The sequence below is a fragment of the Actinoplanes sp. NPDC048796 genome (genome assembly GCF_040650035.1).
In the GTDB taxonomy this organism is placed as follows: domain Bacteria; phylum Actinomycetota; class Actinomycetes; order Mycobacteriales; family Micromonosporaceae; genus Actinoplanes.
The window spans coordinates 871,883-896,853 of record NZ_JBEZGO010000003.1 but is presented as its reverse complement, the minus strand read 5'-3'; the positions used below and the strand labels follow the sequence as shown (position 1 = coordinate 896,853).

Annotated in this window: 24 protein-coding genes and 2 tRNA genes; 6 read left to right on the top strand and 20 right to left on the bottom strand. The window is 70.4% G+C overall.

Features of this window, described 5'->3' with window-relative positions:
* Positions 1-13: 13 nt before the first annotated feature.
* The 11 genes from AB0C26_RS17865 to AB0C26_RS17815 all read right to left on the bottom strand — a co-directional run bounded on the left by AB0C26_RS17865 (position 14) and on the right by AB0C26_RS17815 (position 14,884).
* Complete coding sequence (locus tag AB0C26_RS17865; RefSeq protein WP_360248323.1) at positions 14-1,168, bottom strand: acyl-CoA dehydrogenase family protein; 1,155 nt, start codon at positions 1,166-1,168, stop codon at positions 14-16.
* A gap of 20 nt (positions 1,169-1,188) precedes the next feature.
* Positions 1,189-2,709, bottom strand: coding sequence for an acyl-CoA carboxylase subunit beta (locus AB0C26_RS17860; RefSeq protein WP_360248321.1), 1,521 nt, complete (start codon positions 2,707-2,709; stop codon positions 1,189-1,191).
* Positions 2,710-2,922: 213 nt separating this feature from the next.
* The gene (locus AB0C26_RS17855) at positions 2,923-4,287 is read right to left on the bottom strand and encodes a chaplin family protein (protein WP_360248002.1); all 1,365 of its coding nucleotides are present in this window, start codon (positions 4,285-4,287) and stop codon (positions 2,923-2,925) included.
* A 279-nt stretch (positions 4,288-4,566) separates the two neighbouring features.
* Positions 4,567-5,613 carry a hypothetical protein gene (locus AB0C26_RS17850; protein ID WP_360248000.1) on the bottom strand — a complete coding sequence of 349 codons (1,047 nt, stop codon included), beginning with the start codon at positions 5,611-5,613 and terminating at the stop codon, positions 4,567-4,569.
* 145 nt (positions 5,614-5,758) lie between these two features.
* Complete coding sequence (locus tag AB0C26_RS17845; protein WP_360247998.1) at positions 5,759-6,637, bottom strand: hydroxymethylglutaryl-CoA lyase; 879 nt, start codon at positions 6,635-6,637, stop codon at positions 5,759-5,761.
* 7 nt (positions 6,638-6,644) lie between these two features.
* On the bottom strand, positions 6,645-7,973 hold the full coding sequence (locus tag AB0C26_RS17840) for a biotin carboxylase N-terminal domain-containing protein (RefSeq protein ID WP_360247996.1): 1,329 nt from the start codon (positions 7,971-7,973) through the stop codon (positions 6,645-6,647).
* Between the two features lie 5 nt (positions 7,974-7,978).
* Positions 7,979-8,584, bottom strand: a complete 606-nt coding sequence (locus AB0C26_RS17835) for a TetR/AcrR family transcriptional regulator (protein WP_360247994.1) — start codon at positions 8,582-8,584, stop codon at positions 7,979-7,981.
* A gap of 52 nt (positions 8,585-8,636) precedes the next feature.
* On the bottom strand, positions 8,637-11,384 hold the full coding sequence (locus AB0C26_RS17830) for a tetratricopeptide repeat protein (RefSeq protein WP_360247992.1): 2,748 nt from the start codon (positions 11,382-11,384) through the stop codon (positions 8,637-8,639).
* Complete coding sequence (locus tag AB0C26_RS17825; RefSeq protein ID WP_360247990.1) at positions 11,381-13,120, bottom strand: HSP90 family protein; 1,740 nt, start codon at positions 13,118-13,120, stop codon at positions 11,381-11,383. Before AB0C26_RS17825 ends, AB0C26_RS17830 begins: the two co-directional genes overlap by 4 nt.
* A 69-nt stretch (positions 13,121-13,189) precedes the next feature.
* The gene (locus tag AB0C26_RS17820; RefSeq protein ID WP_360247988.1) at positions 13,190-14,089 is read right to left on the bottom strand and encodes a sulfurtransferase; all 900 of its coding nucleotides are present in this window, start codon (positions 14,087-14,089) and stop codon (positions 13,190-13,192) included.
* 21 nt (positions 14,090-14,110) lie between these two features.
* Positions 14,111-14,884, bottom strand: coding sequence for an SGNH/GDSL hydrolase family protein (locus tag AB0C26_RS17815; protein ID WP_360247986.1), 774 nt, complete (start codon positions 14,882-14,884; stop codon positions 14,111-14,113).
* A 141-nt stretch (positions 14,885-15,025) separates the two neighbouring features.
* Between AB0C26_RS17815 and AB0C26_RS17810 the strand changes: the two genes are divergently transcribed.
* From AB0C26_RS17810 to AB0C26_RS17795, 4 genes are read left to right on the top strand one after another with little or no spacing between them, the layout of a single operon-like run.
* Positions 15,026-16,759, top strand: coding sequence for a proline--tRNA ligase (locus tag AB0C26_RS17810; protein WP_360247984.1), 1,734 nt, complete (start codon positions 15,026-15,028; stop codon positions 16,757-16,759).
* Positions 16,760-16,787: 28 nt separating this feature from the next.
* Positions 16,788-17,180: a CBS domain-containing protein gene (locus tag AB0C26_RS17805; protein WP_360247982.1), complete on the top strand. Its 393-nt coding sequence runs from the start codon at positions 16,788-16,790 to the stop codon at positions 17,178-17,180.
* Positions 17,181-17,204: 24 nt separating this feature from the next.
* The gene (locus AB0C26_RS17800) at positions 17,205-17,639 is read left to right on the top strand and encodes a SufE family protein (RefSeq protein ID WP_360247980.1); all 435 of its coding nucleotides are present in this window, start codon (positions 17,205-17,207) and stop codon (positions 17,637-17,639) included.
* An 11-nt stretch (positions 17,640-17,650) separates the two neighbouring features.
* Positions 17,651-18,292 carry a DsbA family oxidoreductase gene (locus AB0C26_RS17795; protein ID WP_360247978.1) on the top strand — a complete coding sequence of 214 codons (642 nt, stop codon included), beginning with the start codon at positions 17,651-17,653 and terminating at the stop codon, positions 18,290-18,292.
* Positions 18,293-18,317: 25 nt separating this feature from the next.
* Here AB0C26_RS17795 and AB0C26_RS17790 read toward each other — a convergent pair whose 3' ends face one another.
* The gene (locus AB0C26_RS17790; protein ID WP_360248319.1) at positions 18,318-18,869 is read right to left on the bottom strand and encodes a YbaK/EbsC family protein; all 552 of its coding nucleotides are present in this window, start codon (positions 18,867-18,869) and stop codon (positions 18,318-18,320) included.
* Positions 18,870-18,973: 104 nt separating this feature from the next.
* On the opposite strand from AB0C26_RS17790, the gene AB0C26_RS17785 reads away from it, so the two are divergent.
* Complete coding sequence (locus AB0C26_RS17785) at positions 18,974-19,567, top strand: hypothetical protein (RefSeq protein WP_360247976.1); 594 nt, start codon at positions 18,974-18,976, stop codon at positions 19,565-19,567.
* A 3-nt stretch (positions 19,568-19,570) separates the two neighbouring features.
* Here the strand turns inward: AB0C26_RS17785 and AB0C26_RS17780 are convergent, their stop codons facing one another.
* The 4 genes from AB0C26_RS17780 to AB0C26_RS17765 all read right to left on the bottom strand — a co-directional run bounded on the left by AB0C26_RS17780 (position 19,571) and on the right by AB0C26_RS17765 (position 22,773).
* A complete protein-coding gene (locus AB0C26_RS17780) occupies positions 19,571-19,972 on the bottom strand; it encodes an NUDIX domain-containing protein (protein ID WP_360247974.1) in 402 nt (133 codons plus the stop codon).
* A gap of 132 nt (positions 19,973-20,104) precedes the next feature.
* The gene (locus AB0C26_RS17775) at positions 20,105-21,397 is read right to left on the bottom strand and encodes a cyclopropane-fatty-acyl-phospholipid synthase family protein (protein WP_360247972.1); all 1,293 of its coding nucleotides are present in this window, start codon (positions 21,395-21,397) and stop codon (positions 20,105-20,107) included.
* 89 nt (positions 21,398-21,486) lie between these two features.
* Positions 21,487-22,023 carry a helix-turn-helix domain-containing protein gene (locus AB0C26_RS17770; protein ID WP_360248317.1) on the bottom strand — a complete coding sequence of 179 codons (537 nt, stop codon included), beginning with the start codon at positions 22,021-22,023 and terminating at the stop codon, positions 21,487-21,489.
* Positions 22,024-22,101: 78 nt separating this feature from the next.
* Entirely contained in the window at positions 22,102-22,773 is a 672-nt protein-coding gene (locus tag AB0C26_RS17765; protein WP_360247970.1) for a DUF6461 domain-containing protein, read from the bottom strand.
* 109 nt (positions 22,774-22,882) lie between these two features.
* Between AB0C26_RS17765 and AB0C26_RS17760 the strand changes: the two genes are divergently transcribed.
* The gene (locus tag AB0C26_RS17760) at positions 22,883-23,446 is read left to right on the top strand and encodes a DUF4190 domain-containing protein (protein WP_360247968.1); all 564 of its coding nucleotides are present in this window, start codon (positions 22,883-22,885) and stop codon (positions 23,444-23,446) included.
* A gap of 98 nt (positions 23,447-23,544) precedes the next feature.
* Here the strand turns inward: AB0C26_RS17760 and AB0C26_RS17755 are convergent.
* From AB0C26_RS17755 to AB0C26_RS17740, 4 genes are all read right to left on the bottom strand, one after another.
* Positions 23,545-23,620 (bottom strand) — tRNA-Ala (locus AB0C26_RS17755).
* A 20-nt stretch (positions 23,621-23,640) separates the two neighbouring features.
* The gene (locus tag AB0C26_RS17750) at positions 23,641-23,769 is read right to left on the bottom strand and encodes a DLW-39 family protein (protein ID WP_360247966.1); all 129 of its coding nucleotides are present in this window, start codon (positions 23,767-23,769) and stop codon (positions 23,641-23,643) included.
* 153 nt (positions 23,770-23,922) lie between these two features.
* Positions 23,923-23,996: transfer RNA gene (locus tag AB0C26_RS17745), tRNA-Ile, on the bottom strand.
* An 80-nt stretch (positions 23,997-24,076) separates the two neighbouring features.
* Positions 24,077-24,970 (bottom strand): DUF3566 domain-containing protein, encoded by an 894-nt coding sequence (locus tag AB0C26_RS17740; protein ID WP_360247964.1) that lies wholly within the window; start codon positions 24,968-24,970, stop codon positions 24,077-24,079.
* Position 24,971: the final 1 nt, after the last annotated feature.

The following is a 24,971-nucleotide window of genomic DNA, read 5'->3' as shown; positions in this document are numbered from 1 at the left end:
GCCCGGATGGGCCCTAAAGCCCCAGTCCGCGGGCGATCAGCATGCGCTGGACCTCCGACGTGCCCTCGCCGATCTCCAGGATCTTCGCGTCGCGGTAGAAGCGGCCGACGGCCGACTCGTTCATGAAGCCGTAGCCGCCGTGCACCTGGGTGGCCCACCGGCTGTTCTCCATGGCGGCGTTGCTGGCGTTCAGCTTGGCGATCGCCGCGTACCGCTTGAAGTCGGCGCCGGCCAACATGCGGGCGGCGGCGTCGTAGTAGCCGAGACGGGCCGTGTGGGCGCGCATCTCCATGTCGGCGATCATGAACTGGACGGCCTGGTAGTTGCCGATCGTCTTACCGAAGGCGGTGCGCTGGCTGGCGTACTTCACCGACTCGTCGACACAGCCCTGGGCCAGCCCGACCGACAGCGCGGCGATCGCGATCCGTCCCTCGTCGAGGATGCGCAGGAACTGGGCGAAACCGCGGCCGCGCTCGCCGAGCAGGTTGCCGGCGGGGACGCGTACGTCGTCGAAGAAAAGCTCGTGGGTGTCCGACGCGCACCAGCCGACCTTGGAGTAGCCGGGCGCCACCGTGAAGCCCGGAGTACCGGAGGGCACGATGATCGTGGACAGCTCCTTCGAGCCGTCCGGGTTGACGCCGGTGGCCGCCATGACGGTGACCAGGCAGGTGATGTCGGTGCCGGAGTTCGTGATGAACGCCTTGGTCCCGTTGATCACCCATTCGTTCGTGGTCTCGTCGAGCACGGCCCGGGTGGTCGTGCCGGCCGCGTCGGAGCCCGTGCCGGGCTCGGTGAGGCCGAAGCCGGCCAGCGCCTCGCCCGTGGCCAGGCGGGGCAGCCACTGCTCTTTCTGCTCGGGGGTGCCGAATCGGTAGATCGGCATGGCGCCGAGCGACACCGCCGCCTCGAGGGTGACCGCCACCGAACTGTCCACTCGGGCCAGCTCCTCGAGAGCGACGCAGAGCGCGAAGTAGTCGCCGCCCATCCCGCCGAACTCCTCGGGGAAGGGCAGGCCGAACAGGCCCATCTTGCCCATCTGCCGAACCAGGTCGTACGGGAAGGTCTTGTGCTCGTAGTGATCGGCGATCACCGGCGCGACCTGTTCCACGGCGAAGTCCCGGACGCTGGCGCGCAGCGCCTCCTGCTCCTCGCCGAGCCGGAAGTCCACCATGACGTGCTCCTTGAAGGTCAGACGGGCGTGACGCCGTGCCGGCGCCGGGCGAAGCCGCGATCTTTGCCCCGCGCGGCGCGGTAACGGCGGATCAGCTCGTCGCGTAGGTCTCCCGGCTCGACGACGGTGTCCACGACCAGCTCGCTGGCCAGCCGCATGATGTCGATGTCCTGCTCGTACTCGGCGCGGCGCTCGGCCACGAAGGCGGCCCGTTCCTCGTCGGTCGGCAGGGCGGCGATCTTGTTGGCGTAGACGGCGTTGACAGCGGCCTCCGCCCCCATCACCGCGATCTTGGCGGTGGGCAGGGCGATGGTGGCCTCGGGGTCGAAACCGGGACCGGCCATCGCGTACAGCCCGGCTCCGTACGCCTTGCGGACCACCACGCAGATCTTCGGCACCGTGGCCTCGGAGATCGCGGTGACCATCTTGGCGCCGTGCCGGATGATCCCCTGTTTCTCCACCGCCGACCCGACCATGAAGCCGGGCACGTCGCAGAGGAACAGCAGCGGAACGTTGAAGGCGTCGCAGAGCTGCACGAAGCGGCTGGCCTTGTCGGCCGAGTCGGGGAAGAGCACGCCGCCCTTGAACATCGAGTTGTTGCCGACGACGCCGATCACCTCGCCGTCGAGCCGGGCGAACCCGATCGTGAGCTCCTTGGCCCACAGGGCCTGGATCTCGAAGAACGAACCCTCGTCGACCAGGCCCTTGACGTACCGCCGCATGTCGAAGGCCTGACGCTCGCTGACCGGGACCATGGCCGCGAGATCGGCGCCGTTGCTCGCGCGCGACTCGGCCGCGGGCGGGCGCTGCTCCCAGTTCGAGGGCATGAAGGAGAGGTACGTCCGTACGACGTCGAGCGCGTCCTGCTCGGTCTTGCAGAGGAAGTGGCCGACGCCGGACTCGGTGCAGTGGACCTTGGCCCCGCCCATCGCCTCGAGCGTCGTCTTCTCCCCGGTGACCATCTCGACCATGCGGTCGGAGCCCAGGTACATGCTGGCGTTGCCCTCGACCATGGCCACGACGTCGCAGAAGGCCGGCATGTAGGCACCACCGGCCGCCGACGGGCCGAACAGCGCGCAGGCCTGCGGGATGGCGCCGGACGCGCGCACCTGGGTGTGGAAGATCTTCCCGGCGCCGCGGCGGCCCGGGAAGAGGTCGACCTGGTCGGTGATGCGGGCGCCGGCCGAGTCGACCAGGTAGATCATCGGTACGCCGTACTCCACGGCCCGCTCGATGATGCGGATGATTTTTTCGACCGTGCGGGCGCCCCAGGAGCCGGCCTTGACTGTCGAGTCGTTGGCCATCAGGCAGACGTCGCGGCCGTCGAGCCGGGCGACTCCGGTGATCACGCCGTCGGCCGGCAGCCCGTCGGCCAGGCTGTTGGCGAACAGGCCGTCCTCAACGAAGGAGCCCTCGTCGACCAGCAACGCGATGCGCTCGCGGGCGAAGAGCTTGCCTTTCGCCGCGTTGGCCGCGTGGTAGCGCTCGGCGCCGCCGGCCAGCACGCGTTTGCGTGTCTGCGCGAGGTCGTCCACCAGAAGCTCCCCTGAACGATCGTTAGGCTTAACGACCGTTAGGGTAGCTCACCTGTCAAGGTCACGGCAACGACGGACGGGAGCCCCCGCCGGCTGCGGAGACTCCCGTCCGTTTTCACTGCTCCGGTGCCGTGGAGGGACACCGGGTACTGCTCGACGCCTCCTGGCGTCGTCGGGTCGCACCCGGGACCGGCGCGACCCGGTCTATGCGGGTGCTCAGCGCAGCGTGTTCAGCAGGCCCAGGCCCGTGGCGTCGCCGACGGTCCCGGCCAGGTCGGTCACCGGCGAACCCTCGGTCATGGCCTTGCGGCCACCGGTGGCCTTGCTGTCCGAACCGGTAGCGGCCGGCTTGGTGTAGCCCTTGGTCGGCTCCTCGTCCATGGGCTCCTCGGCCGCGGGCTCCTCGCCCTGCTGCGCGCCGTAGCCCTTGTCGTCGTCGCCGCGAACGTTGTCGTCACCCTTGACGCCGCCGTTGCCCTTGTAGTCGTCCGGGTCCTCGCCCTGGGCGCCACCGAAGTCGTCGTCGTCGTCGCCGTGGTGGTGACCCGGCCGGCCGTGGCCGTGGTGACCGTCCCAGTCGCCGTCCCAGTCGTTGCCGCCGCCCCAGAAGCCGCCACGGACCCGGCCGTCACGGTCGTCGCTGAGGTCGTTGACGCACGCCGCCGACGACTGGGCCGCGCCCAGGATGCCGATCGAGGTGCCGCAGACGTTGATCGGCACGTTGATCGGGACACCGATCTGGGTGCCGTTCAGGATGCCGTTGTTGTCGCCGTTGCTCTGGATGAAGTCATCGTCGTGGTGACCGGTGCCCTTCTCCAGCTTGTTGACGGAGACGGCGCGGGAGCTCGAGGCGCCGAGGACGGCGACCGAGGTGCCCGACAGGTTCACCGGCAGGCTGATCGGCGCGTACAGCTGGGTGCCGTTGGCGATCCCGTTGTTGTCGCCGTTGCTCTGCCAGGCGCTCTCCTTGCCCCGGGACTTGCCCTTGACCGAGCCGCTCTCCAGGTCGTTCACGCACAGCGCGCGGCTGTCGGCCGCACCGAGCAGCGCGATCGAGGTGCCGCAGACGTTGATCGGGACGTCGATGGGCGCGTACAGCTGGGTCCCGTTCAGGATCCCGTTGTTGTCGCCGTTCGACTGGATGTCGCCGTCACGGTCACGCCAGCCGTGCTCGGTGGTCCGGCCGCTCTCGAGCTTGTTGGCGCCGACGCCGGAGGCCTGCGCGTGGCCGGCGACAGCGGCCGCCGTGCCGACGACGTTCACCGGAACGTTCACCGGCAGGTACGCCTGGGTGCCGTTCAGGATGCCGTTGTTGTCCCCGTTGGACTGGACGCCGCGGCGACCGCTCTCGAGGTGGTTGACACCGGCGCCGCGGGAGTCGGCCACACCGAGGATGCCGACCGAGGTGCCGACGACGTTGACCGGGACGCGGACCGGGACGGCGAGCTGGGTGCCGTTGAGGATCCCGTTGTTGTCGCCGTTCGACTGGATGACGTCGGCCTGCGCCGCGGCCGGGGCGAACAGCAGGGCGCCAGCGGCCAGGACGCCGACGCTCAGAGTCTTACGAACCCAAGTCTTCATGAGGAAAGAAATGCCTTTCAAGAATGTTTCGGCAAAAATGCATGCGTATTCAATTGGGGCGATGTGTTTCGGGCGCAGCGGTGCCCTGGCTCGTTTCTTTCTGCCCTGACTCCGCTTGTCGACGTGCGCCCACAAGGCGCTTCGGTGCGGTGCGTGTGATTCAGGCGTCTGCGATTCGCCGCTTGTTCGCAAGCGGTTCGGGAATCGGGCCCGACCGCGGTCACCGAAGCCGGTGCCGGCCGGTCGTCGGCGGTCGGGCGGACCGCCGAGCGCCATCACTCAGTCAGGTGAGACGGTCGGTGCCTCGGCGTCGTGCTGCCGGGCCTCGACATCGGACGCGATCGCGGCGAGATGGCTGGCCATCGCGCTGCCGGCGATCGCAGCCGGCAGGAAGGCCGCGGAGCCACCTTCCGTCGGTGTCCCCGACCCAGTGGTCGGGGTGCCGCTGACGTCCCCGAGACGCAGCCGCAGAGGAGCGGCTGGTTCGTCACCGCCGGGCGTGCTTTCCTCCCCGGCCCGCTCCGGCGCCACGACCTTCGCCGCCTGAGCGGCGCGGGCGTGGTGGTGGTGCCGGTGGGCCGGCGGTGCGGAGGAGACCTTGTCGCGCTTGACCGGCATGGCGGCGTGGTGGCCGGCGACCGGGGCGCGGAAGGTCTTGGTGATCGGGACAGGACTCATCGCGGCGGCGTGGGCCGGCTCGCCGGCCGGCTGTGGCCGTTCCTCTTCCGAAGGCTCCGGCCGCTCGGCGGCCGGGCTCTCGGTCTCGATGACCGCGTCGGTCACCGCGGTGAGCCGCTGCGGGGTCTCCGGGCCGCCGATGAGGCGGATTGTGCCGGTGACACCCGACAGGACCTGGTCGACGTCGCTCACGGCGGCGTCCACCGGGTCGGTGTCGTCGGTGACCTCGTCGACAGTCTCCGCCGGATGGGAGAGAACCCGCCGGGGAACGTCGAGGATGTCGGTCACGACGTGTCGCTGGTGGTCCGGTTGTTCCGACTCCAGCGGCTGGACAGCCGCCTGCAGGAGACCGGTGACCGGAGCTGTGGTGTCGGCGCCGATGACGGAGCCGAGCAACGAGCCGTCCGGCCCGTCGACCCGGTCCGCGGCCTGCGCGGCGGCACCGGTGAGCAGCCAGGCCGCACCGGCCAGACCGCCGACGACGAGGACTCGCAGGCTCCACCGGGATCCGGTGTGCCGGCGCGCGCGGCGCTCCGAACGCCACTCCGCCCCCTGGATGTGAGGCGGCACGGGCGTGGATTCGCCGGCGGGCGGCACGATCGGCAGTGGGTACGCCGTGCGCGTACGCCCGACCCCCAGTCCCGTCATGTTCCGCCCCTCGTCGTTTCGACTCGAACCGGTGGCGGATCCGCCGTATTCGGCGATATCGGCCACTCGGTATTGGTAACGAAACGACGGGACAGCGGTCACGCGGACGAATCGGAAAAATGATCGCAGCGTGCTGCGGGGGAAATCACACCAATCTCGTTCGTGGCCCCGCGCGTAGAACACCGGACGGCAGGGTACGGCCGAGCAGTTTCTCGGCCTCCCCGGCGACGGCGATCAGACGGTCGAGGTCGATCCCGGTGTCGAGGCCCATGTCGTGAAGCATGTGGACGACCTCCTCGGTGGCCACGTTCCCCGAGGCGCCGGGCGCGTAAGGACAGCCACCGATACCGCCGACGCTCGCGTCGAACTCGGTCACCCCCAGCTCGAGCGCGGTGAGGATGTTGGCCAGCCCCGTACCCCTGGTGTTGTGGAAATGAAGAAGGTCGGGGCGGACGGCGGAAAGCAGGTCACGGACCCGGCGAGGAGTCGCCATGCCGGTCGTGTCGCCGAAGGCGATGCGGTCGGCGCCGTCGGCGCGGACCCGGGCCACGATCCCCGCGACCCGGTCGGGATCGATGTCGCCCTCGAACGGGCAGCCGAAACTGGTCGCGACGATCACCTCGACCGTCGCGCCGGCCTCGTGGATCAGCGGGACGAGCGAGGCGATGTCGTCGAGCGACTCGTCGGTGGAGCGGTTGAGGTTGCGCCGGTTGTGAGTGTCCGACGCGGACACGACGACCTCGATCTCGCGGAAGCCGGCCGCCAGGGCCCGCTGCGCGCCGCGGGTGTTCGGGATCAGCGCCGAATAACGGATCTCCGGATTTTTCGCGGCCCGTGACCAGACCTCGTCGGCGTCGGCCATCTGCGGGATCGCCTTGGGATGGACGAACGAGACGGCCTCGATTCGCCGTACGCCCGTCCCGCTCAGCGCGTCGATCAGCGCGACCTTGGCGTCGGTCGGGATGGGCTCCTCGTTCTGCAACCCGTCCCGCGGCGCGACCTCTCGGATGCTCACGGACGTCATCGGGGGATCACCTCATTCGGGACACGATGCCGGTGTCGTAGTCGCCGGACAGGAACTCCGGGTTCTCCAGCAGCTCGGCGAAGAAGGGCAGGTTGTTCTTGGGGCCGGCGATCTGGAAACCGGCGACCGCGTCCCGGGCCCGCGCCAGGGCCTCGTCCCGGTCGGCGCCGACCACGATCAGCTTGGCCATCAGCGAGTCGTAATGCTGGGTGACCGCCGTGCCCTCGGCGTAGCCGGAGTCGACGCGGACGCCCTCGCCGCTCGGCTCGACCCACGTGGTGATCTGGCCGGGGCCGGGGAAGAAGCGTTTCGGGTCCTCGGCGTTGACGCGGAACTCGATGGCGTGGCCTCGGGTCGCTGTCGTGACGTTCACCGGCTCACCCGAGGCGATCCGCAGCTGCTCCTCGACCAGGTCGATGCCGTGGATGATCTCGGTGATCGGGTGTTCCACCTGGAGGCGCGTGTTCATCTCGAGGAAGAAGAACTCGCCGGTGGTGGGGTCGAGCAGGCACTCGACGGTGCCGGCGTTGCGGTACCCGACCGCCTCGCCGGCCCGCACCGCGGCGGCCAGGAAACGCTCGCGCAGCTCGGGCGACACGGCCGGGCTGGGCGTCTCCTCCACCAGCTTCTGGTTGCGGCGCTGCACCGAACACTCGCGCTCGGACAGGGCGATCACCCGGCCGTCGGCCAGGCCGAGAATCTGCACCTCGACGTGGCGTACCCGGGGGAAGTAGCGCTCGATCAGCACCGAGCCGTCGCCGAACATGCGCTCGGCGAAGCCGCGTACCTTGTCGTACTCGGCGCGCAGCGCCTGCTCGTCGCCGGCGACCGCCATGCCCATGCCGCCACCGCCGGCGGCGGCCTTGACCATCACCGGGTAGCCGATCTCGGTGGCCGACGCGACAGCGGCGTCCACAGTGGCCGCCGGATCGTGTGAGCCGGGCGCGACCGGCACACCGGCCGCGGCCATGATGTTGCGCGCGTTGATCTTGTCGCCCATCGCGGCGATGGCCTCGGGACCCGGCCCGACCCAGATCAGGCCGTTGGCCTCGACCGCCCGGGCGAAGTCGGCGTTCTCGCTGAGGAAGCCGTAGCCGGGGTGGATCGCCTGAGCGCCGGTCGATTTCGCGGCGGCCAGGATGGCCTCGGCGTTGCGGTAGCTCTGAGCCGGGTTGGCCGGGCCGACGCAGACCGCCTCGTCGGCCTCGAGCACGAACGGCAGGCCGGCATCGGGCTCGGAGTGCACGGCGATCGTGCGGATGCCGAGCCGGCGCGCGGTCCGGATGATCCGCCGGGCGATCTCGCCCCGGTTCGCGACGAGCAGCGACTCGATCATCGGCCTCAGCGCCCCGTCAGCGCGTGGACGGCGGCCTCGCGCAGCAGCGCGGCCCGGCGGCGCCGGTCGACCTCACCGCCGAGGAACGGTGTCGAGTTCATGAGACCGAACGCCGCGTGCGCGAGCACCCGGGCCTCGGCCGCGTCGAGCTCGGGACGCAGCTTGCCCAGCACGCCCACCCACTCCTCGACGTAAAGCCGCTGAAGCTTGCGGATCTGACGCCGCGGCTCCTCGGGCAGGCGGTCGAGCTCGTGCAGATGCAGCGCGATGACGGCCGGGTTGGCCAGGGCGAACTCGACGTGGAAGTCGATCAGGTCGGCGAGCGCGGCGCTGGCGTCGTCGGGGTGCAGCGCGACGCGGGCCTCACCGCCGTGCAGCAGGCCCTCGCTCACCGGGATGAGCGCCGCCACGAGCATCGCCTCTTTGCCGGCGAAGTGGTGATAGAGCGCCGGGCCGGTCACCCCGGCCGCCGACCCGATGTCATCCATCGAGACACCGTGATATCCACGGGACGCGAACAGGCCTACCGCGATCTCCAGGATCTCGTCGCGGCGCGACCGGCGCCGGGGCGTGGGCGGCCCCGGGCGCTGCTGCTGATCAACCGTTGTCACGAGGTCACTCTAACCCTCTGTCAAGCCGAATGCTTAACGTGCGTTAAGGATTCTACTCATCAGTAGGGTTTCGCGCCTCTTCCAGCATGTTCTCGATCGCGGCCGCATCCTCCTCGGCACCGATTGCCCGCAAACGCTCCGGCAAACCCTCCAGAAGAGGCACGGCTTCGGCATGCCGTCCGCGGGCCAACAGCAGGCCGGCGGCCTCGCGGGCGACCATCGAGCGCTGCCAGATGGCGTTCGGCTCGGCGGCCAGCTCGGGCGGAAGCTCGGCGTAAAGCCTCTCGGCCTGCTCGGCGACGGCCAGCCCGGTGGGCGCGTCGTCGGCGAAGTGCAGGGCACTCACCCGCCGGCGCAGGAGCCGCAGCTCGCCGATGAGGTCACCGGCCTCGTGCAGCGCCTCGGCCGCGGCCTGGAAAACCTGGGCCGCTTCGGCGTCACGGTCGAGGTCGTACAGCAGCGCCCCGGCCTGCTCACCGACCTGGCCCCGCCCGGCCGGGTTGTCGGCCAGACGCTCGATCAGCGCCTGGTAGATGGTGAGGGCGCCGTGCTGATCACCGATCTCCCGGTAGAGCCCGGCGAGCAGAAACCGCACGTCGTCGGCCGGACCGTCGAGTTCGAGTCGTTCGAAGAGCAGCAGTGCCTCCTCGGCGACCTCGGCCGCCTCGACCGGACGGCCCGATCGCATGTACGCGATGGCGAGCTCCTGCCGAACAACGGCACCGTTCCGCTCTTCGCCCTGCTCGGCGCAGAGGGCAACGGCCTCGACCAGGTCGGGTACGGCCTCGGCGGCCCGGTCGAGGTGGAGAAGCGCCCGCCCGCGCCCGGCCCGGGCCATCAGCGCCACTTGGGAACCGCCACCGGCCAGCGCCTCGCCGAAGGCCTCGGCCACCTGCTCGGCGTCGGTGGAGAGGTCGGCGACCATCAGCGCGGCCTCGGCCAGCCGGGACGCCGGGCCGTGCTCGCGGTAGAAGTCACGCGCACGCATCGCCGCGGCCAGAGCCCGCCCGCGCCGATCCAGCCCCTCCGAGGCCGATTCGGCGGGGACCGATTCGCCGCCGGCCGATTCGCCGCCGGCCGACTCGGCGGGGACCGATTCGTCGGCGGCCGATTCGTCGGCGGCCATGAGGATGCGGACGCGCCAGATCTCGTTGTCGGCGCGGTGCCGTGGCAGGCCGGCGGCCTCGGCGAACTCGTCGGCCCGGTCGAGGCTGTCACCGGCGGCGGCGAAGTCGCCGGCCAGGAACTGGGCGACGGCCAAGCGCGACCAGGCACTCGACCGGCGGCGGTCGTCGCCGTGCTCCGTCATGTGCGCCACCTCGGCCCGCACCAGGGCGAATCCCTCGTCGGGCCGGTCGGTCAGGCAGTAGAGGACGCCGAGCCGACCACCGGTCGCGGCCGCCCGCTCGGCCGAGCCGGCCTCGGTCAGCAGGTCGAACGCGCGGCGCCAGGTCCGTTCGACCGCCTCGGGGTCCTCGCGCCAGTCGAGGGCCGCGCCCTCGAGGGCGGCGCGCCGGCCGGCCTCCTCGCCGGCGGGCTCGGGGAACCGCCGGTCGAACTCGGCCAGCGCCGCCACCATGGCGTCGTCGCGATCGGCCCCGGCGTGCTCCTCGGCCAGGTCGAGCAGTTCGGCCGCACTCAGATCCTCGGAAATATCAGGAATGTCCACCTTGAACGGCGGTGGGGCCGGTGTGACCCGCTGGGTCGGTGACAGGGGTACCTCGACACCGAAGGGCTCGCGGGCCAGCCAGCCGGCGATGCGAGCGCTCTGGGCCGTGGTGCCGTTGCGGGCGTCGAACCGGGCGGCCAGGTCGGTGGCCTGGGTCGCGAGCTCGGTGGCGAGCTCGGCCGCGGTGATGTCGGGGCGGTCGAGGCGGCGCACGACCGCGTCGCCGTGGCCCAGGTCGGTGACGCGGCGAAGCAGGTGGCCGCCGGCCGCGGCGAACTCCATCGCCGCCGCGGGTGACGGCGCCTTGTCGAGCCAGTCGATGTGCCGTTGCAGGATTTCCAGGCCGCGGTGCTCGTTGCCGGTGCGCGCGCAGAAGGTGATGTGGCCGGCGACGTCGGCCATGTCGGCCAGGTTGGCCCGCTGAAGACGGTACGAGCGGCGGTGTGCGTCGGCGGCGTCGGACTCCCGGCCGGTCAACAGGTACGGAACCATCAGCTCCTCGAGGATCGCCTGCGGCTGCTCGGTGCAGTTGAGCGTGCCCTCGAGCACCGGGTGGGCATGCTCGACGGCCTCGGCGAACCGGCCGCGGGCGGCGAGATAGCCCGCGACGTCGGTCGGATCGCAGCCGACGCAGTCGGAGAGGCTGTCGCGCGGGGCGGCCTGCCACTTCTCATACCAGGAGTCGGCCTCGTCGCGCAGCCCGACGTGGTCGGCCACGACGTAGCGGTATTTGTAGAGCGCGCCCAGGCCCTGCCCGTACTCCCGGTAGCGCCGCTCCATGTCGTCGAGAACCGCGTACGTCCGGGCCAGCGGCACCTCGGGGAACTTGGTCAGCGCGTTGACCATGGTCTTGAACAGCCAGAGCAGATTGTGCTGGGCGCGCTGGTGGTAGGGCTGGGGGTTGCGGTCGAAGTCGCTGACGCACCAGGAGAAGGTGACGAAGCCCTTGGCCGGCTCACCACCGTAGACGAAGCTGTTGGTGGCGATCAGCCGCGCCATGAAGGACAGGAACGGGTCGCCGGCCGCGTCGACGTGGCGCAGGATCTGCTCGGCCAGGGCGGTGCGAGCCGCACCGTACGGCATGTCCTCGGCCTGGGACAGCAGGTCCCGCAGCTCCTCGGCGGTTTTCATCGGTCCTCCTGGGGGACGGCGCGCTCCAGGAGGCCCAGGAACGACGTGGTCAGCAACGCGGCGTCGGCCGGCTTGATCGGGTGGTGACCGAGCAGCAGGGCCTGGCCGTAGAGGGACTCGACGGCGAGGCCGATCAGCTCCGGGTCGGCGATGGCGATCACCCGGCGCACCAACGGATTGCGGTGGTTGAGCACGAGTTGCGGGCGGTCGGGCGGCGCCGTGTGGGCGAGCGCGTCGAGCACGCCGCCCCACAGGTCGTCGGCGCGGTCACGGCCGGCGGTGAACTCCTCGTGGAAGGCGGCCGACCGGCTCACCAGGTAGAGCGCGGGCAGGCTGGCCGGGTCGAACGCGCGGACCTGGACCTCGCAGCCGAGCCGGTCGAGCCGGCGCTGGGCCGCGGTGAGGAACGGGCGCAGCCGCAGCTCGGTCTCGGTGTCGACGGCGGTGAACCGGGTGGCCAGGTCGGCCGGCTCGAGCCTTTCGACCCGAACGTCGGAGTCCACTGTGGTCAGCCGCTGAATCAGGTCGGCGTCGTAGACGTAGCCGCCGTTGATCAGGGCCACCTCCTGGGCCGCGGCCACGGCGGCGAGCTGACGGAACTCGTCGGTGGTGGCCGCGTAGCGGATCACGCCGTACCGCTCGCGGAACTCGGCCAGCGTCAGCCGGCCCATGTTGGTCTCCATCGCGAACCACTGCTCGACCAGGCGCAGCATCTCGTCGTCGTGCAGCGCGAGCGCCTTGACCCCGAGGTGGTGGACCTCGAGGAAGCGGGCCAGCCGGCGCGGATCGGTGGCGGCGAGCCGGACCAGCCAGCCGCGCAGCTGATCGGCGATCGCCTCCCGGGTGTCGGCCAGCAGGCCGTCGTCGTACAGCGCCTCGCGGCTCGCGGTGGGCCGCAGCTCGGTGCTGTCGACCACGCAACGGGCGAAGAACGCCCACTCCGGCAGCAGGCCCTCGACGCCCTCGGAGAGCAGCATGCGCTTGAGATAGACCCGGTGACCACCGCGGGTGGCCGGGTTGACCGGTGTCGGCAGGATGAACGCGACGCCGGTCAGGCCCGCCTCGGGCACGGCGAGCTCGACGGTGTCGAAAGGCCGGAAACCGAAGACCTTTTCCCCGTACGCCGTGAGGGCCGCGTCCTGGTGTTCCCACGGCACCGCGCCGGTGGTCACCCGCTCACCGTCGACCTCGACCCGCACCGGCAGCAGCGAGCCGTAAAGCTCGGCGAGCTCACGAACTGTCGTACGGCTCAACAAATGCTCCGAGCCGCGGCGCGGCAGCAGGGTGACCGTCGTCCCGGGCTCGCGGCCGTCACCGGCGCGAACGTCGTAGCGGCCGTCGGAGTAACCGGTCCACAACACGGGCTCGGCGCCGGCCCGGCGGGTGTGTACCCGGATCTCGTCGGCGACCAGGAAGCACGAGAGCAGGCCGATGCCGAACTGGCCGAGGAACTCGTGTCGCGCGAAGCCGAGCTCGTCGCGTTTCGAGCTGCGGCCGATGGTGGCCAGCAACTCGTGCACCTGAGCCTCGGTGAGCCCGATGCCGTTGTCGTCGACGCGCAGGCCGTGGTCGCCGGTGGTGATCGTCACCGAGCCGGACGCGAGGTCACCGGTGGCGGTGATCGCATCGACCGCGTTTTGAAGCAGCTCGCGGACGTAGACGCGTGGGCTCGCGTAGAGGTGGTGACTCAGCAGGTCGACGATGCCCCGGAGATCGACCTGGAACGTGTTGCTCACGGCGGACAAGGTACCGCCACCCACCGACAAGAACGGGGCGGTTTTCGACGCCGCCCCGTTCGTCGCCGGCTAGCTCAGGCCGCCGGGCTCCGTGCCCTTCGCGATGGGTGCCCGCACGAGGTTGCCCCACTCGGTCCACGAGCCGTCGTAGTTGCGGACCTGCGGGTAGCCGAGCAGGTGGTGCAGCACGAACCAGGTGTGGCTCGACCGCTCACCGATCCGGCAGTACGCGATGATGTCGTCGCTCGAGTCGAGCCCGAGCTCGTCACTGTAGATCTTGGTCAGCTCGTCGGCCGGCTTGAAGGTGCCGTCCTCGTTGGCCGCAGATTTCCACGGCTTGCTGACCGCGCCGGGGATGTGCCCGCCGCGCAGCGCGCCCTCCTGCGGGTAGGCCTCCATGTGGGTCAGCTCGCCCGTGTACTCCTGCGGGGAGCGCACGTCGACCAGCGGGCGGCCGCTGCTGATGTGGGCCATGACCTGGTCGCGGAAGGCGCGGATCTCGGCGTCGTTGCGGACCGGCACCGGGTAGTCGGCGGCCGGCCGCTCGGTGCGGTCGCGGGTCAGCGGGCGGCCCTCGGCCGCCCACTTCTGGCGGCCGCCGTCGAGCAGGCGGACGTCGCGGTGGCCGAAGAGCTCGAAGACCCACAGGGCGTACGCGGCCCACCAGTTGAAGTTGTCGCCGTAGAAGACGATCGTGTCGTCGCGGCCGATGCCCTTGGCCGACAGCAGCGCGGCGAACGCGGCCGGGTCGAGGTAGTCGCGGGTGAGCTGGTCGTTGAGCTCCAGATGCCAGTCGACCTTGACGGCGCCCGGGATGTGGCCGGTGTCGTAGAGAAGCACGTCCTCGTCCGACTCGACCACCACCAGGCCCGGGGTGTCGAGGTTGGCGGCGAGCCACTCGGTGGTGACGAGCTTGTCGGGATGGGCGTACGCCTGAAGCGCCGGCGCCGGATCGTTCGCAACGGACATGGTTGCCACGCTAGTCCTTCGCTAGGCCGCGATGTCGCCCGTCACGGGGGCCAGTTGCGGGCGCTTGGCCACGACGTGTTCGCCCGACGAGTGGCCACGCAGATGCCGGCTGACCCAGGGTGCCAGGTGTTCCCGGGCCCACCGCAGGTCGGCGCCGCGGGCGAGCAGCCACGGGGTGGGCTCCGGGTTCGGCGGCACCAGCATCCACTGGTCGTCGCAGCCGACGCCGAGCGCGTTCAGCACGTGGCCGGCGACACGGCGGTGACCGGCGGGCGAGAGGTGCAGCCGGTCGGGCGCCCACATGTGCGGGTGGCGGAAGGCGTCGTCGGCGAACAGGTCGACGACGTACGCGCCGTACTTCTCCCCCAGCGCCCGGGCCCCGTCGTTGAGCACCGCGGCCCGGCGCCCGAGCATCGCGGGCAGGTTGACCGTGACGTCGGCGAAGCGGAACAGGATCATGTCGGCACCCGTGGCCCGTACCCGGGAAACGACCGATTCCATCCGCTCGACCAGCGCGTACGGGTCGACGCGGGGCCGCAGCGAGTCGTTGCCGCCGGCCGCGAAGCTGACCAGGCCCGGCCGCATGGCCAGCGCCGGCTCCAGCTGCTCGTCGACGATCTGGCCGAGCAGCTTGCCGCGGATCGCCAGGTTCGCGTATCCGAAGTCGGGTCCCGCGTCGACGGCCATGCGGGCGGCCACCAGGTCGGCCCAGCCCCGGAAACTACCGTCCGGGTAAGCGTCGTTCAGCCCCTCGGTGAAGCTGTCCCCCATTGCCACGAAGCTTTTCCAGGCCATCCGGCGGCCCCCCTTAACGTGCTTTCACTTTTGCTCGTGGGGAACACGTTTCCACCGAAGCAAGGCCGTCGGTAGCGTGACGATGGCGACACGGAGTAAAGCGGTGGCCTCACCCCCGGCAGGGTATCTACGCTGCTCCGCATGCTTCTGCGAATGTCCACCTTGCTGCTTCGCACCCTTCGTGAGGAGCCGGCCGAGGCTGAGGTGCCGAGTCATCGGCTGCTGCTGCGCGCCGGGTACATCCGCCGCGCCGCCCCGGGTGGATATACGTGGCTGCCGCTCGGCAAGCTCGTGCTCGACCGGGTCGCCGCGATCGTCCGGGACGAGATGGAGGCGATCGGCGCGCAGGAGGTGTCGTTCCCGGCGCTGCTGCCGCGCGAGCCCTACGAGGCGACCAACCGCTGGACCGAGTACGGCGACGACATCTTCACGCTCAAGGACCGGCGCGGCGCCGATTACCTGCTCGCGCCCACCCACGAGGAGATGTTCACCCTGCTCGTGCAGGACATGACCAGCTCCTACCGCGACTTCCCGCTGCTGCTGTTCCAGATCCAGACGAAGTACCGCGACGAGGCCCGTTCCCGGGCCGGCCTGCTGCGCGGCCGCGAGTTCCTGATGAAGGACGCGTACTCGTTCTCGCTCACCGACCAGGAGCTGACGTCGGCCTACGGCGAGGTGCGCGCGGCCTACCAGCGCGCGTTCGCCCGCCTCGGGCTCGAGCACACGATCGTCTCGGCCGTGTCGGGCGCCATGGGCGGCTCCGCCTCCGAGGAGTTCCTGGCCGAGAGTGAGGTGGGTGAGGACACGTACGTCGGCTGCACCTCATGCTCGTACGCGGCGAACACCGAGGCGGTCATCACACCCGCGCCGGCGCCTTCGGCTCGTGAGCTCGAACACCTCTCCGTGCACGACACCCCCGGCACACCGACGATCGCCTCGCTCGTCGACCTGGCCAACGCCCGCGCCCTCGGCGGGCGCACCGACTGGACGGCCGCCGACACGCTGAAGAACGTGGTGGTCACCGTGCACCGCCCCGGCGCGGAGGACGAGCTGCTGGTGATCGGCGTGCCCGGCGACCGTGAGGTCGACCTGAAGCGGCTCGACGCCGCGCTGGCGCCGGCCACCGCCACCCTCTTCGACGACTTCGACTCCCGGCCCGACCTGGTCAAGGGCTACATCGGCCCGCAGGGCATCAAGGTGCGCTACCGGGCCGACCCACGGGTGGCCCCGGGCACGGCCTGGCTGACCGGGGCCAACGAGCCCGGCCGCCACGCCGTGAACGTGGTCGCCGGCCGCGACTTCACCGTCGACGACACGATCGAGGCGGCCGAGGTGCGCGCCGGCGATCCCTGCCCGGCCTGCGCGGACGGCGCCCTCACCATCCGCCGGGGCATCGAGATCGCGCACATCTTCCAGCTCGGCCGCCGCTACACCGAGGCGTTCAAGGTGGACGTGCTGGGGGCGGACGGCAAGCCGGTGCGGCCGACCATGGGCTCGTACGGCATCGGGGTGTCCCGCGCGGTCGCCGCCATCGCCGAGCAGCACCACGACGAGCGGGGACTGCTGTGGCCGGACGAGGTGGCTCCGGCCGACGTGCACATCGTGGCCGCCGGCAAGGACGGCCAGATTCAGGCGGCGCTGTCGCTCGGCGCCGCGCTGCGGGACGCGGGACTGCGGGTTCTCGTCGACGACCGGCCGAACGTGTCACCCGGCGTGAAGTTCACCGACGCCGAGCTCATCGGGGTCGCCCGGTCCGTCGTGGTGGGCCGGCGACTGGCCGAGGGATTCGCCGAATTTCGCGATCGCCGCACAGGCGCCCGCGAAGAGGTGCCGATCACGGACATACCGCGTGTAATCACGTCGGCACTCGGGTAACTCCATTCACAACATGGGAGGTGTGCGCATGGCGAGACCATCGGTCGCTGATGTCATGACCCGACAGGTGGTCTACCTGCCAGAGGCGACCATGCTGGACGAGGCGGCCCAGGTGATGCGCGATCGCGCCATCGGCGACGTCGTGGTGACCCGCGGGCCGACGATGGTCGGCCTGGTCACCGACCGCGACATCGTGGTGCGGGCCATCGCCGAGAACCTGCCGGTCAAGACGACGTCGCTCGGCGACGTCACCTCGCACGAGCTCATCATGGTGGAGCAGTCGGCCACCGTGGACGAGGCCGTGCAGGCGATGCGTGAGCGCGGCGTCCGCCGGCTGCTGGTCTGCGACGCCGACCGCAAGGTGGTCGGCATCATCAGCCTCAGCGATGTGGCACTCCTGCCGACGTCCGCGCCGGCCTGAGTCCGGCCTGAGTAGGGTCACTTTGTGACCGACATGCCAGTAAGACTCGCCGAGATCGTCGACGAGTTCGCCTCGGCGCCGCGTGACGTGGTGCTCGAGATGTTGCTCGAGTTCGCCGACTCCATGCCGCCGCTCCCGGCCGACCTGGCCGGGCACGACGGCATGGAGCAGGTGCCCGAGTGCCAGACCCAGTTCTTCCTCAAAGCCACGGTGCAGCCGGACGACACCGTGGTCACCTGGTTCGACTGCCCGCCCGAGGCGCCGACCACGCGGGCCTTCGCCGGCATCCTGGCCGAGGGCCTGGCCGGCGCGACGACCGCCGAGATCCTCGCCGTCCCCGACGACCTCTACGCGCGAATGGGCCTGGCCCAGGCGATCAGCCCGCTGCGCATCCGTGGCGGCTCGGCGATTCTGGCCCGGCTCAAGCGGCAGATCGCCGCCCAGGTCGCGGCACGTTAGGGTTCCGTCTCGTGGATATTCAGGTCTGGTCCGACGTCGTCTGCCCCTGGTGCTACCTCGGCCGGCACCGCCTCGACAAGGCCCTGGCGGAGTACCCGGGCGACGTCACGGTCACCTACCGCGCGTTCCAGCTCGACCCGGCCCCGGTGCCGGAGCCACTGCCTATCAAGCAAGCCATGACGGCCAAGTTCGGCGGCGCCGAGCGGGTCGACCAGATGCTCGGGCACGTGACCTCGATCGCCGACGGCGAGGGCATCACGATCGACTACGACCGGGCCGTCGCGGCCAACACGTTCGACAGCCACCGGCTGATCGCGTGGGCCGCGAACCAGGGCCGCCAGGCCGAGATGCTGGACGCGCTTCAGCGGGCGCACTTCGCCGAGGGCATCGACGTCGGCTCCCGCAAGGCGCTGGCCGGTGTGGCCGGCTCGATCGGCCTCGACGAGACGGCGGCGGCCGCCTACCTCGACACCGACGCCGGCACGAGCGCGGTCGAGACCGACCTGACCGAGGCGCGCGAGCTCGGCATCTCCAGCGTTCCGTTCTTCGTGGTGGACGGCAAGTACGCCATCCAGGGCGCCCAGGACTCGGCCACGATCCTGACCGCCCTGGAGGAGATCGCCCGCCGCGAGGCCGTCGACGCCGGTCGATGATGTTCCACGTGAAACGGCATTGACGTTAGTCGATCGGCTTCGCCAGGTCGGGGATCACCTCGGCGCCCGGCAGGGCACCGAGGGCCGGTCCGGCGATAGCGATCTTGCTGTGCCGGACACCCGATCCGACGATCACGTGCGGCGCGGCCGCGACCCGGGCGTCGACCAGGATCGGCCAGTCCGCGGGCAGGCCGATCGGGGTGATCCCGCCGTACTCCATCCCGGTCAGGCGGACCGCGTCGTCCATCGGGGCGAAGCTCGCCTTGCGCGCGTCCAGGTAGCGGCGGACGACGCCGTTCACGTCGGCCCGGGTGGTGGCCAGGACGATGCAGGCCGCGTAGCGGGTCACCTCACCGCGGCGACCCGCGACGATCACACAGTTGGCCGAGACGTCCAGACCCACGTCGTACGCCTCGCAGAACGCCGCCGTGTCGGCCAGCTCGGGGTCGATCGGGGCCACCAGCACCTGGTCGGCGTCGACCGGCGCGTCCTCGGGCCAGACGGCCAGAGCCTTGGAGACCGGCGCGGCCAGCAGATCGGGGCGGGACTGGGCGGGTTCGAGCTTCAGGCTTCCCATCACGTCCGCCATCCTCGCTCAATACTCCGCTCGCCTGGTAGTCCTCCCACCCCGGGGTGAACTAGTCCTCAGGCCGGGACCGATCGTGCCGACTTACAGAGGCTGTGGAGGAACGTCGTAGCTCTCGTGTAGGTACCGTCAGCGGCCTGGCTCTGCTGGCCGGCGGTACCGCGATAGCGGCCGCCTCCGGCGGGGGCACCCACTCCGTCTTCGCCACGTTCCTGCTCATCGTCCTGACCGCCGGGCTGACCCATTCGCTCGCCGTGGAGATCAAGCGGCAGGCCCGCCGAGGGTTTCCGGCCCGCTGGAGCCGGTCCGACACGGTGAACGCGGTGCTGCTCGGCCTGTGGGCCGAGCTGGCCCTGATGATGGCCATCGTGCAGACCGGCGCCGAGCAGTACGTGGGGCTGGGACTGGCGGCCGCCTACGGCGCCGCCTGCGCCTTCTTCGTCACTCAGCGCCGCCGCGCCGCGCGGAACCGGCCGGCCCAGGGTCCCGCGATGGCCGCCGCCGCGGCGCCATCCTCCACGCCGGCTCCGGTCACCCGGATGGTGCACGCCGCCGCTCGCCTTCAGACCGCGACCTCGAACCACACCGCCGCCGCGTCCGCCCCCGACCGCACCCCGGACGGCGCCCCAGACCGGGCCTCAACCCGGGCCTCCGGCCGCACCCCCGATCGGGCCGGGGCGGCCCGATAGCTCTTACGCCGCCGGCAGCACGACGATCATCGGCGGGACCGGAACCCCGCCGTGCGTCTCGATCGGCAGCTCCGGCGCGGGCAGCCAGTCGAGCCCCAGCGGCTCCGGCCCGATGCCGTCGTCGGCGCCCACCCGGGGCTCGCCGTCGGCCACGGTCACCGAGAAGACCGAGGTCATGCCCGACGGGTACGGCATCTCGAGGATGTGCCGGGCCTCGCCGACCACCAGGCCGGTCTCCTCGAACACCTCCCGCCGGACGGCCTGCTCGGCGGTCTCGCCCGGCTCCAGACCGCCGCCGGGCAGGGTCCACCACTCGCCGCCACCGGATCGCCGGCTGCGCTCGTGCACCATCAGCACGCGCCCATCCCGCACGATCACGGCGGCGGCCCGTTTTCGTTCGTCCACGATCGCAGGCTAGCCGGATGCCGAGGGTTCACGCACGACCAGAGCAAAAACCTGTGGATAACGTCCGGATTCGTTCCTACGTAGTCGAACCGTCACCGACCGAAATGGACTGGTGGACGGTAACGGGATCGATCACACCGAATAGGAACTGCGGGTAGCGGGCATATCGCTCGTACCGTCCCGGTGCTCCTTGACCGCGAGGACCTGGTTCACACCGATTCGTGCCTGTTCGAAGGCGAGCGCCGAGGCCGCCATGTAGAGCCGCCACACCCGGGCGCGACCGGGACTGGTCAGCTCCATGGCCTCGGCCCAGTCGGACTCCAGGTTCGCCACCCACGCCCGCAGGGTGCGGCCGTAGTGCTCCCGGAGCGCGTGCACGTCGCGTACCTCGAAACCGGCTTCTTCCAGCAGCGTGGTCGTGGTGCCGATGGGCGCCAGCTCGCCGTCCGGGAAGACGTACGCGTCGATGAAGGAACGCTGCTGATGCGGCTGCTTCTCGGCCAGGCGCAACCGGGAGATCTGGTGGTTGAGCAAGCGGCCGCCGGGCTTCAGCTGGCCGTAGAGGATCTGCGCGTACTCCCTGTACGGCCCGGTGCCGACGTGCTCGGCCATGCCGACGCTGGAGATCGCGTCGAACGGCCCGTCGTCGAGGTCGCGGTAGTCCTGCACCCGGATCTCGACCTGGTCGGTCAGGCCGGCCTCGGCGACCTGCTTACGGGCGTACTCGGCCTGCTCGGTCGAGAGCGTGATGCCGAGGACCCGGACGCCGTACTCGCGGGCGGCGTGGATGGCCAGGCTGCCCCAGCCGCATCCGACGTCGAGCAGGCGCATGCCAGGCTCGAGGCCGAGTTTGCGGCAGATCAGGTCGAGCTTGTCGCGCTGCGCGTCGGCCAGCCCGTAACCCGGCTCGTCGGACGTCCAGTAGGCGCAGGAGTAGACCATGCTCGGCCCGAGCACGATCCGGTAGAAGTCGTTGCCGACGTCGTAATGGTGGCTGATCGCCTGCCGGTCCCGCCGCTTGCTGTGCCGGTTGCCGGAGACGACCATCTCCTCCGCCGGCGGCTTCGGCTGGGTGCCGAGCAGGCCGAGGCGCACCAGGTCGCCGAAGACCGAGCGGATCGGGATGTCCCGCAGATCGGGGGCGCGCCAGATCAGGGCGGCCAGCCGCGTCAGCGCCTCGTACAGGTCGCCCTCGAGGTCGATCTCGCCCGAGACGTACGCCCGGGCCAGCCCGAGCTCGTTCGGCTGCCAGATGATCCGGCGCAGCGCCCGCTTGTTGCGGATCACCAGCACCGGGGCGTCGGTGGGGCCGGCCTCGGAGCCGTCCCAGGCTCGCAGCCGTACGGGCATCGGCGCCTGTAACAGCGATTCGAGCAGATCCTTGAGCCGCGTGGCGGTGTTCAGAGAAGGAATGGTCGTCGGCATCGGTACCTCCCCGGGGGTGCAGACGATCTCCACTATCTGCCCGGATCCGCGAGATACATAAGGTCCTGATGCAGTTTGTGATCGACGACTCACACTGCGCGCATGACCCGCTCCAACGTTTCCAGGCGCATCGGTCTTGCCTGGTCACGACGGCTTTCGGCGAGTGCCCACAGCACCGCCCGCCGCTCCGCCTCGGACAGCACGCCGGCGAACGGCGACGTGCTGCGCAGCTTCACCGCATGCTCCGCCGGAGAGGTCAACACGTCTATGACCGCGGCCACGCCACCGTCCAGCAGCGCCTCCCAGCGATCGAGCCACGTCCATTCCGCGCCCTCGGGGTGCAGCTGCCGCAACCGCCGCAGATTGATCGCCGCCGCCGCCAGGACGGCCGGCGGATGGGCGGCCAGCTTCGCGGCGATCGCCCGATGCAACCACAGCTGCTCGGTCTGTTCCCGAGTCAGCACAGGGTGAATCAGAGCCTCCACATCGGACCGGCGCACCCGGCGCTGCGGACCGACATTGACGTACGGAAGAAAGCCCCGCGCACACAGATCAAGCACGCGCCACCGTGGAAACCGCATGAGAACCGCGGCCTCGCCGATCGAAAGGAACTCCGGTGTGCGCATCGTCACACGTGGATATTGGCCCGCCGCAACCGGGACTGCAACAACCGAACGGCCAATGACTCTTTCACCGCGACTCTTTCACCGCGGGGTCGAGCTGAACAGGTACGTCCGTTCCTTCAAAAGGTCCAGGGTCAGGGGTACGCCGGTGAGCCGCTCCGCCAGCGCGAAAGCGGCCGCCTGCGAGGTCTTCGGGTTTTTCGCGGTGAAGCCGACCGCGTTGATCACCGAAGCCAGCTCCGCCGCCCGGGTACCCAGGCGCCGGCCGTCCGCCGTGGGATCGAACTCCAGCTCGACGACCCGATCGGCCATGACCAGGAAGCGGCTGCGCCCCCGGGGGTCGTGGTAGTCGCAGACCACTGTCGTGCCCACGGAGAGCTCGGAGAGCAGCTGGTCGGCCAGCCCGAGAGTCCCGTTGTCCTCGACGATCAGGGACGTGGTGCCGATGCCGGCGACGCCGAAGAAGTACTTGCCGCCGCTGACCCGCTGACCGTCGCCGGCCCCCACGAGCTGCTGCCAGGCGACCCGTTCCAGCTCCGTGGCCTTGAGCCGCTCCAGCGCCTGCCCGGTTCCGGTGTTGGCCACCCAGACGAAGCAGTAGCCCTTGTCGAGATCGGTGACCCCATCGAACCAGGCGTAGTCGGCCGCCGTGGCCTGCCGCCTGATGGCGGCCGCCGACGGTTTCGGATCGTGCTTGTTGCACGCGGCCAGAAGCCCTAAGGCTGCTAGTCCCAGGAGGTTCCGTCGGCGCACGGCTGGTAGTAGATCACGAAAGGCCCCGCGGGCTCTGCCCCCGAGCTCCCGCTTTTGCCCGTAGCATGCGTGCGCTCAAGTATGTTGATCTTCTGATAGGACCGTCGCAGTGACGCAACCCCCTGCCCCGCAGCCCGCTCAGCCCGGTTTCGCCCCGTCCTACCCAGCCGCGCCGGCGCCCGCCGCGCCGCCGCGGGGATTCAGCGGCCTCGCCATCGCCGGCGTGATCCTGGCGATCTTTGTGCCGTTCGTCGGTTTCATCCTGAGCCTGATCGCCATTTTCCAGACCGGCGCCACCAAGAAGCGCGGACGTGGCCTGGCCATCACCGGCGTCGTGCTGTCGGTCGTCGTCATGGCCTCGGCCGGCGCAGTGATCTATTCGCTGTCGAAGTCGACGGTCATCGACCCCGGTTGCACCGCCGGTAAGGCCGCCATCTTCAAGCTCGACGCGAACGCCACCCCGGCCACGCTGGACACCGCGATCGCCGAACTGAACGCGGCCGCTGACAAGGCCAAGAACGACGACGTCCGTAAAGCCATGAAGACCCTGGCCGACGACTACACCAAGCTCATGGCCGACGCCAAGGCCGGCAAGGCCCCCGACAACGCCGCCATGCAGCGCATCACCGCTGACGGCCAGGCCATCGACGACCTGTGCACCATCGGCTCCTGACATGAGGACGGGGCGGCGCTGTTCCACAGCGCCGCCCCGTACAAAGCAAAAGGGCACAACCCGGGTCGTTCCCCAGCTTGTGCCCTGCGATATCTGTTTGGTGGAGCCCAGGGGACTTGAACCCCTAACCCCCGCCTTGCAAAGGCGGTGCTCTGCCAGTTGAGCTAGGGCCCCCTAGACCACGCTACCGACTTCTACCGAAGATCAGGAGTGGTAGTCGCCTCGTGCCACAGCGCCCGCTCATCGCTAGACGCCTTGACCTTCTTGAACACCAGAGCCGCCGCACCCACAAGCCCGGCCACGATCAGGAGCTTCTTCAGCATCACTAACCCCCTAGTTGAGCCCCACTGAGAAAGCGCAAGCGACGCACTCACCGCGCCCACCGTAACGTGGGGGTCTGGGGGGTCGCCCCCCAGGCAGATATGACAAGCGACCTGCGTCCGCGCTTTCTGCGGACACAGGACGCCTGTCGCGCGTGGGGCTAGCTGGAATCGAACCAGCGACCTCAGAGTTATCAGCTCTGCGCTCTAACCGACTGAGCTATAGCCCCTCAGAAGCGACACCGAAGGTTACCGCACGGGGGTGGGGGCCGCCAAAACGGGGGTGGCCCCCAAACCCTCCGTGGTTACGTCAGTCCCTCTCGGCGAGGGTCAGCTCTACGCCGCCGACCAGGTCGGCGCAGACGTTGTAGATGAAGGCGCCGAGGGTGGCCAGGGCCGTGAACAGGACGACGTTCACGGCTCCGATCAGCATCGACGTGCCGATGACGCCCCAGGCGGTGATCTGGAAGCCGCCGCTGGCGGAGGCGTCGTCGCCGCCGCTGGCGGAGACGAGCTCCTTCAGGCTCGTGTTCACCTCGCCCCAGACGCCCATGGCGTCGAGGGCCAGGTACAGCACCGATGTGGCGACCACCACGACGATGAAGAGCACGACGGAGACGGCGAACGAGAACTTCATCACGGACCAGGGGTCGATCCGCTTGAGGTTGAGCCGGGCACGGCGAGGGCCGCGGGCGGCCGCCGAGGTGACCGTGGCGCGGGCCGAGCGGACCGTCTCGGTGACCCGGGCCGCGCCGACCGCGTTGCCGCCCTGAGGCTGCTGCTGCGGGCCGGCCGGGCGGGCCTTGCCGGAGGTGGTCTGCCCGGGCGCCGGCGCCGCCGCGGCGCTACCGGGGCGCTGCTGCGGGCCGGTGGCGCCGCCTGGCTTGGCGGCACCGGGCACGCTGACGCGCCCCGAGGTGCTGCCGGGGGCAGCGCCCTTGCCCTTGGTGACTGTCGGCACAGTGGCCGAGCCCTTCACGATGCCGCCAGGGCGTTTCGTGTCGTCACTTTCGGCGTTGGGCTCACCGGGGGGCGGGGCCATGCCCGGCGCCCGGGTGAACTTCGGCGGGGACGGGGCTTCGGCGGGGGCCGCCGTTCGAGCCGCGGCTGACTCGCGTCCGTTCTTGGCGGCGTCCTTCTTGGCCGCTTCGTCCGGAGTCGCTGAGCTCCCCGTGGCCCCCGACTTCGCCTGTGTCTCCGGCATC

Bases quoted from the DNA above. Each gene is read 5' to 3' on its own strand.
- AB0C26_RS17855 (WP_360248002.1), bottom strand. From the start codon at position 4,287: ATGAAGACTTGGGTTCGTAAGACTCTGAGCGTCGGCGTCCTGGCCGCT.
- AB0C26_RS17850 (WP_360248000.1), bottom strand. From the start codon at position 5,613: ATGACGGGACTGGGGGTCGGGCGTACGCGCACGGCGTACCCACTGCCG.
- AB0C26_RS17845 (WP_360247998.1), bottom strand. From the start codon at position 6,637: ATGACGTCCGTGAGCATCCGAGAGGTCGCGCCGCGGGACGGGTTGCAG.
- AB0C26_RS17840 (WP_360247996.1), bottom strand. From the start codon at position 7,973: ATGATCGAGTCGCTGCTCGTCGCGAACCGGGGCGAGATCGCCCGGCGG.
- AB0C26_RS17830 (WP_360247992.1), bottom strand. From the start codon at position 11,384: ATGAAAACCGCCGAGGAGCTGCGGGACCTGCTGTCCCAGGCCGAGGAC.
- AB0C26_RS17820 (WP_360247988.1), bottom strand. From the start codon at position 14,089: ATGTCCGTTGCGAACGATCCGGCGCCGGCGCTTCAGGCGTACGCCCAT.
- AB0C26_RS17815 (WP_360247986.1), bottom strand. From the start codon at position 14,884: ATGGCCTGGAAAAGCTTCGTGGCAATGGGGGACAGCTTCACCGAGGGG.
- AB0C26_RS17810 (WP_360247984.1), top strand. From the start codon at position 15,026: ATGCTTCTGCGAATGTCCACCTTGCTGCTTCGCACCCTTCGTGAGGAG.
- AB0C26_RS17805 (WP_360247982.1), top strand. From the start codon at position 16,788: ATGGCGAGACCATCGGTCGCTGATGTCATGACCCGACAGGTGGTCTAC.
- AB0C26_RS17790 (WP_360248319.1), bottom strand. From the start codon at position 18,869: ATGGGAAGCCTGAAGCTCGAACCCGCCCAGTCCCGCCCCGATCTGCTG.
- AB0C26_RS17775 (WP_360247972.1), bottom strand. From the start codon at position 21,397: ATGCCGACGACCATTCCTTCTCTGAACACCGCCACGCGGCTCAAGGAT.
- AB0C26_RS17770 (WP_360248317.1), bottom strand. From the start codon at position 22,023: ATGCGCACACCGGAGTTCCTTTCGATCGGCGAGGCCGCGGTTCTCATG.
- AB0C26_RS17750 (WP_360247966.1), bottom strand. From the start codon at position 23,769: ATGCTGAAGAAGCTCCTGATCGTGGCCGGGCTTGTGGGTGCGGCGGCT.
- AB0C26_RS17740 (WP_360247964.1), bottom strand. From the start codon at position 24,970: ATGCCGGAGACACAGGCGAAGTCGGGGGCCACGGGGAGCTCAGCGACT.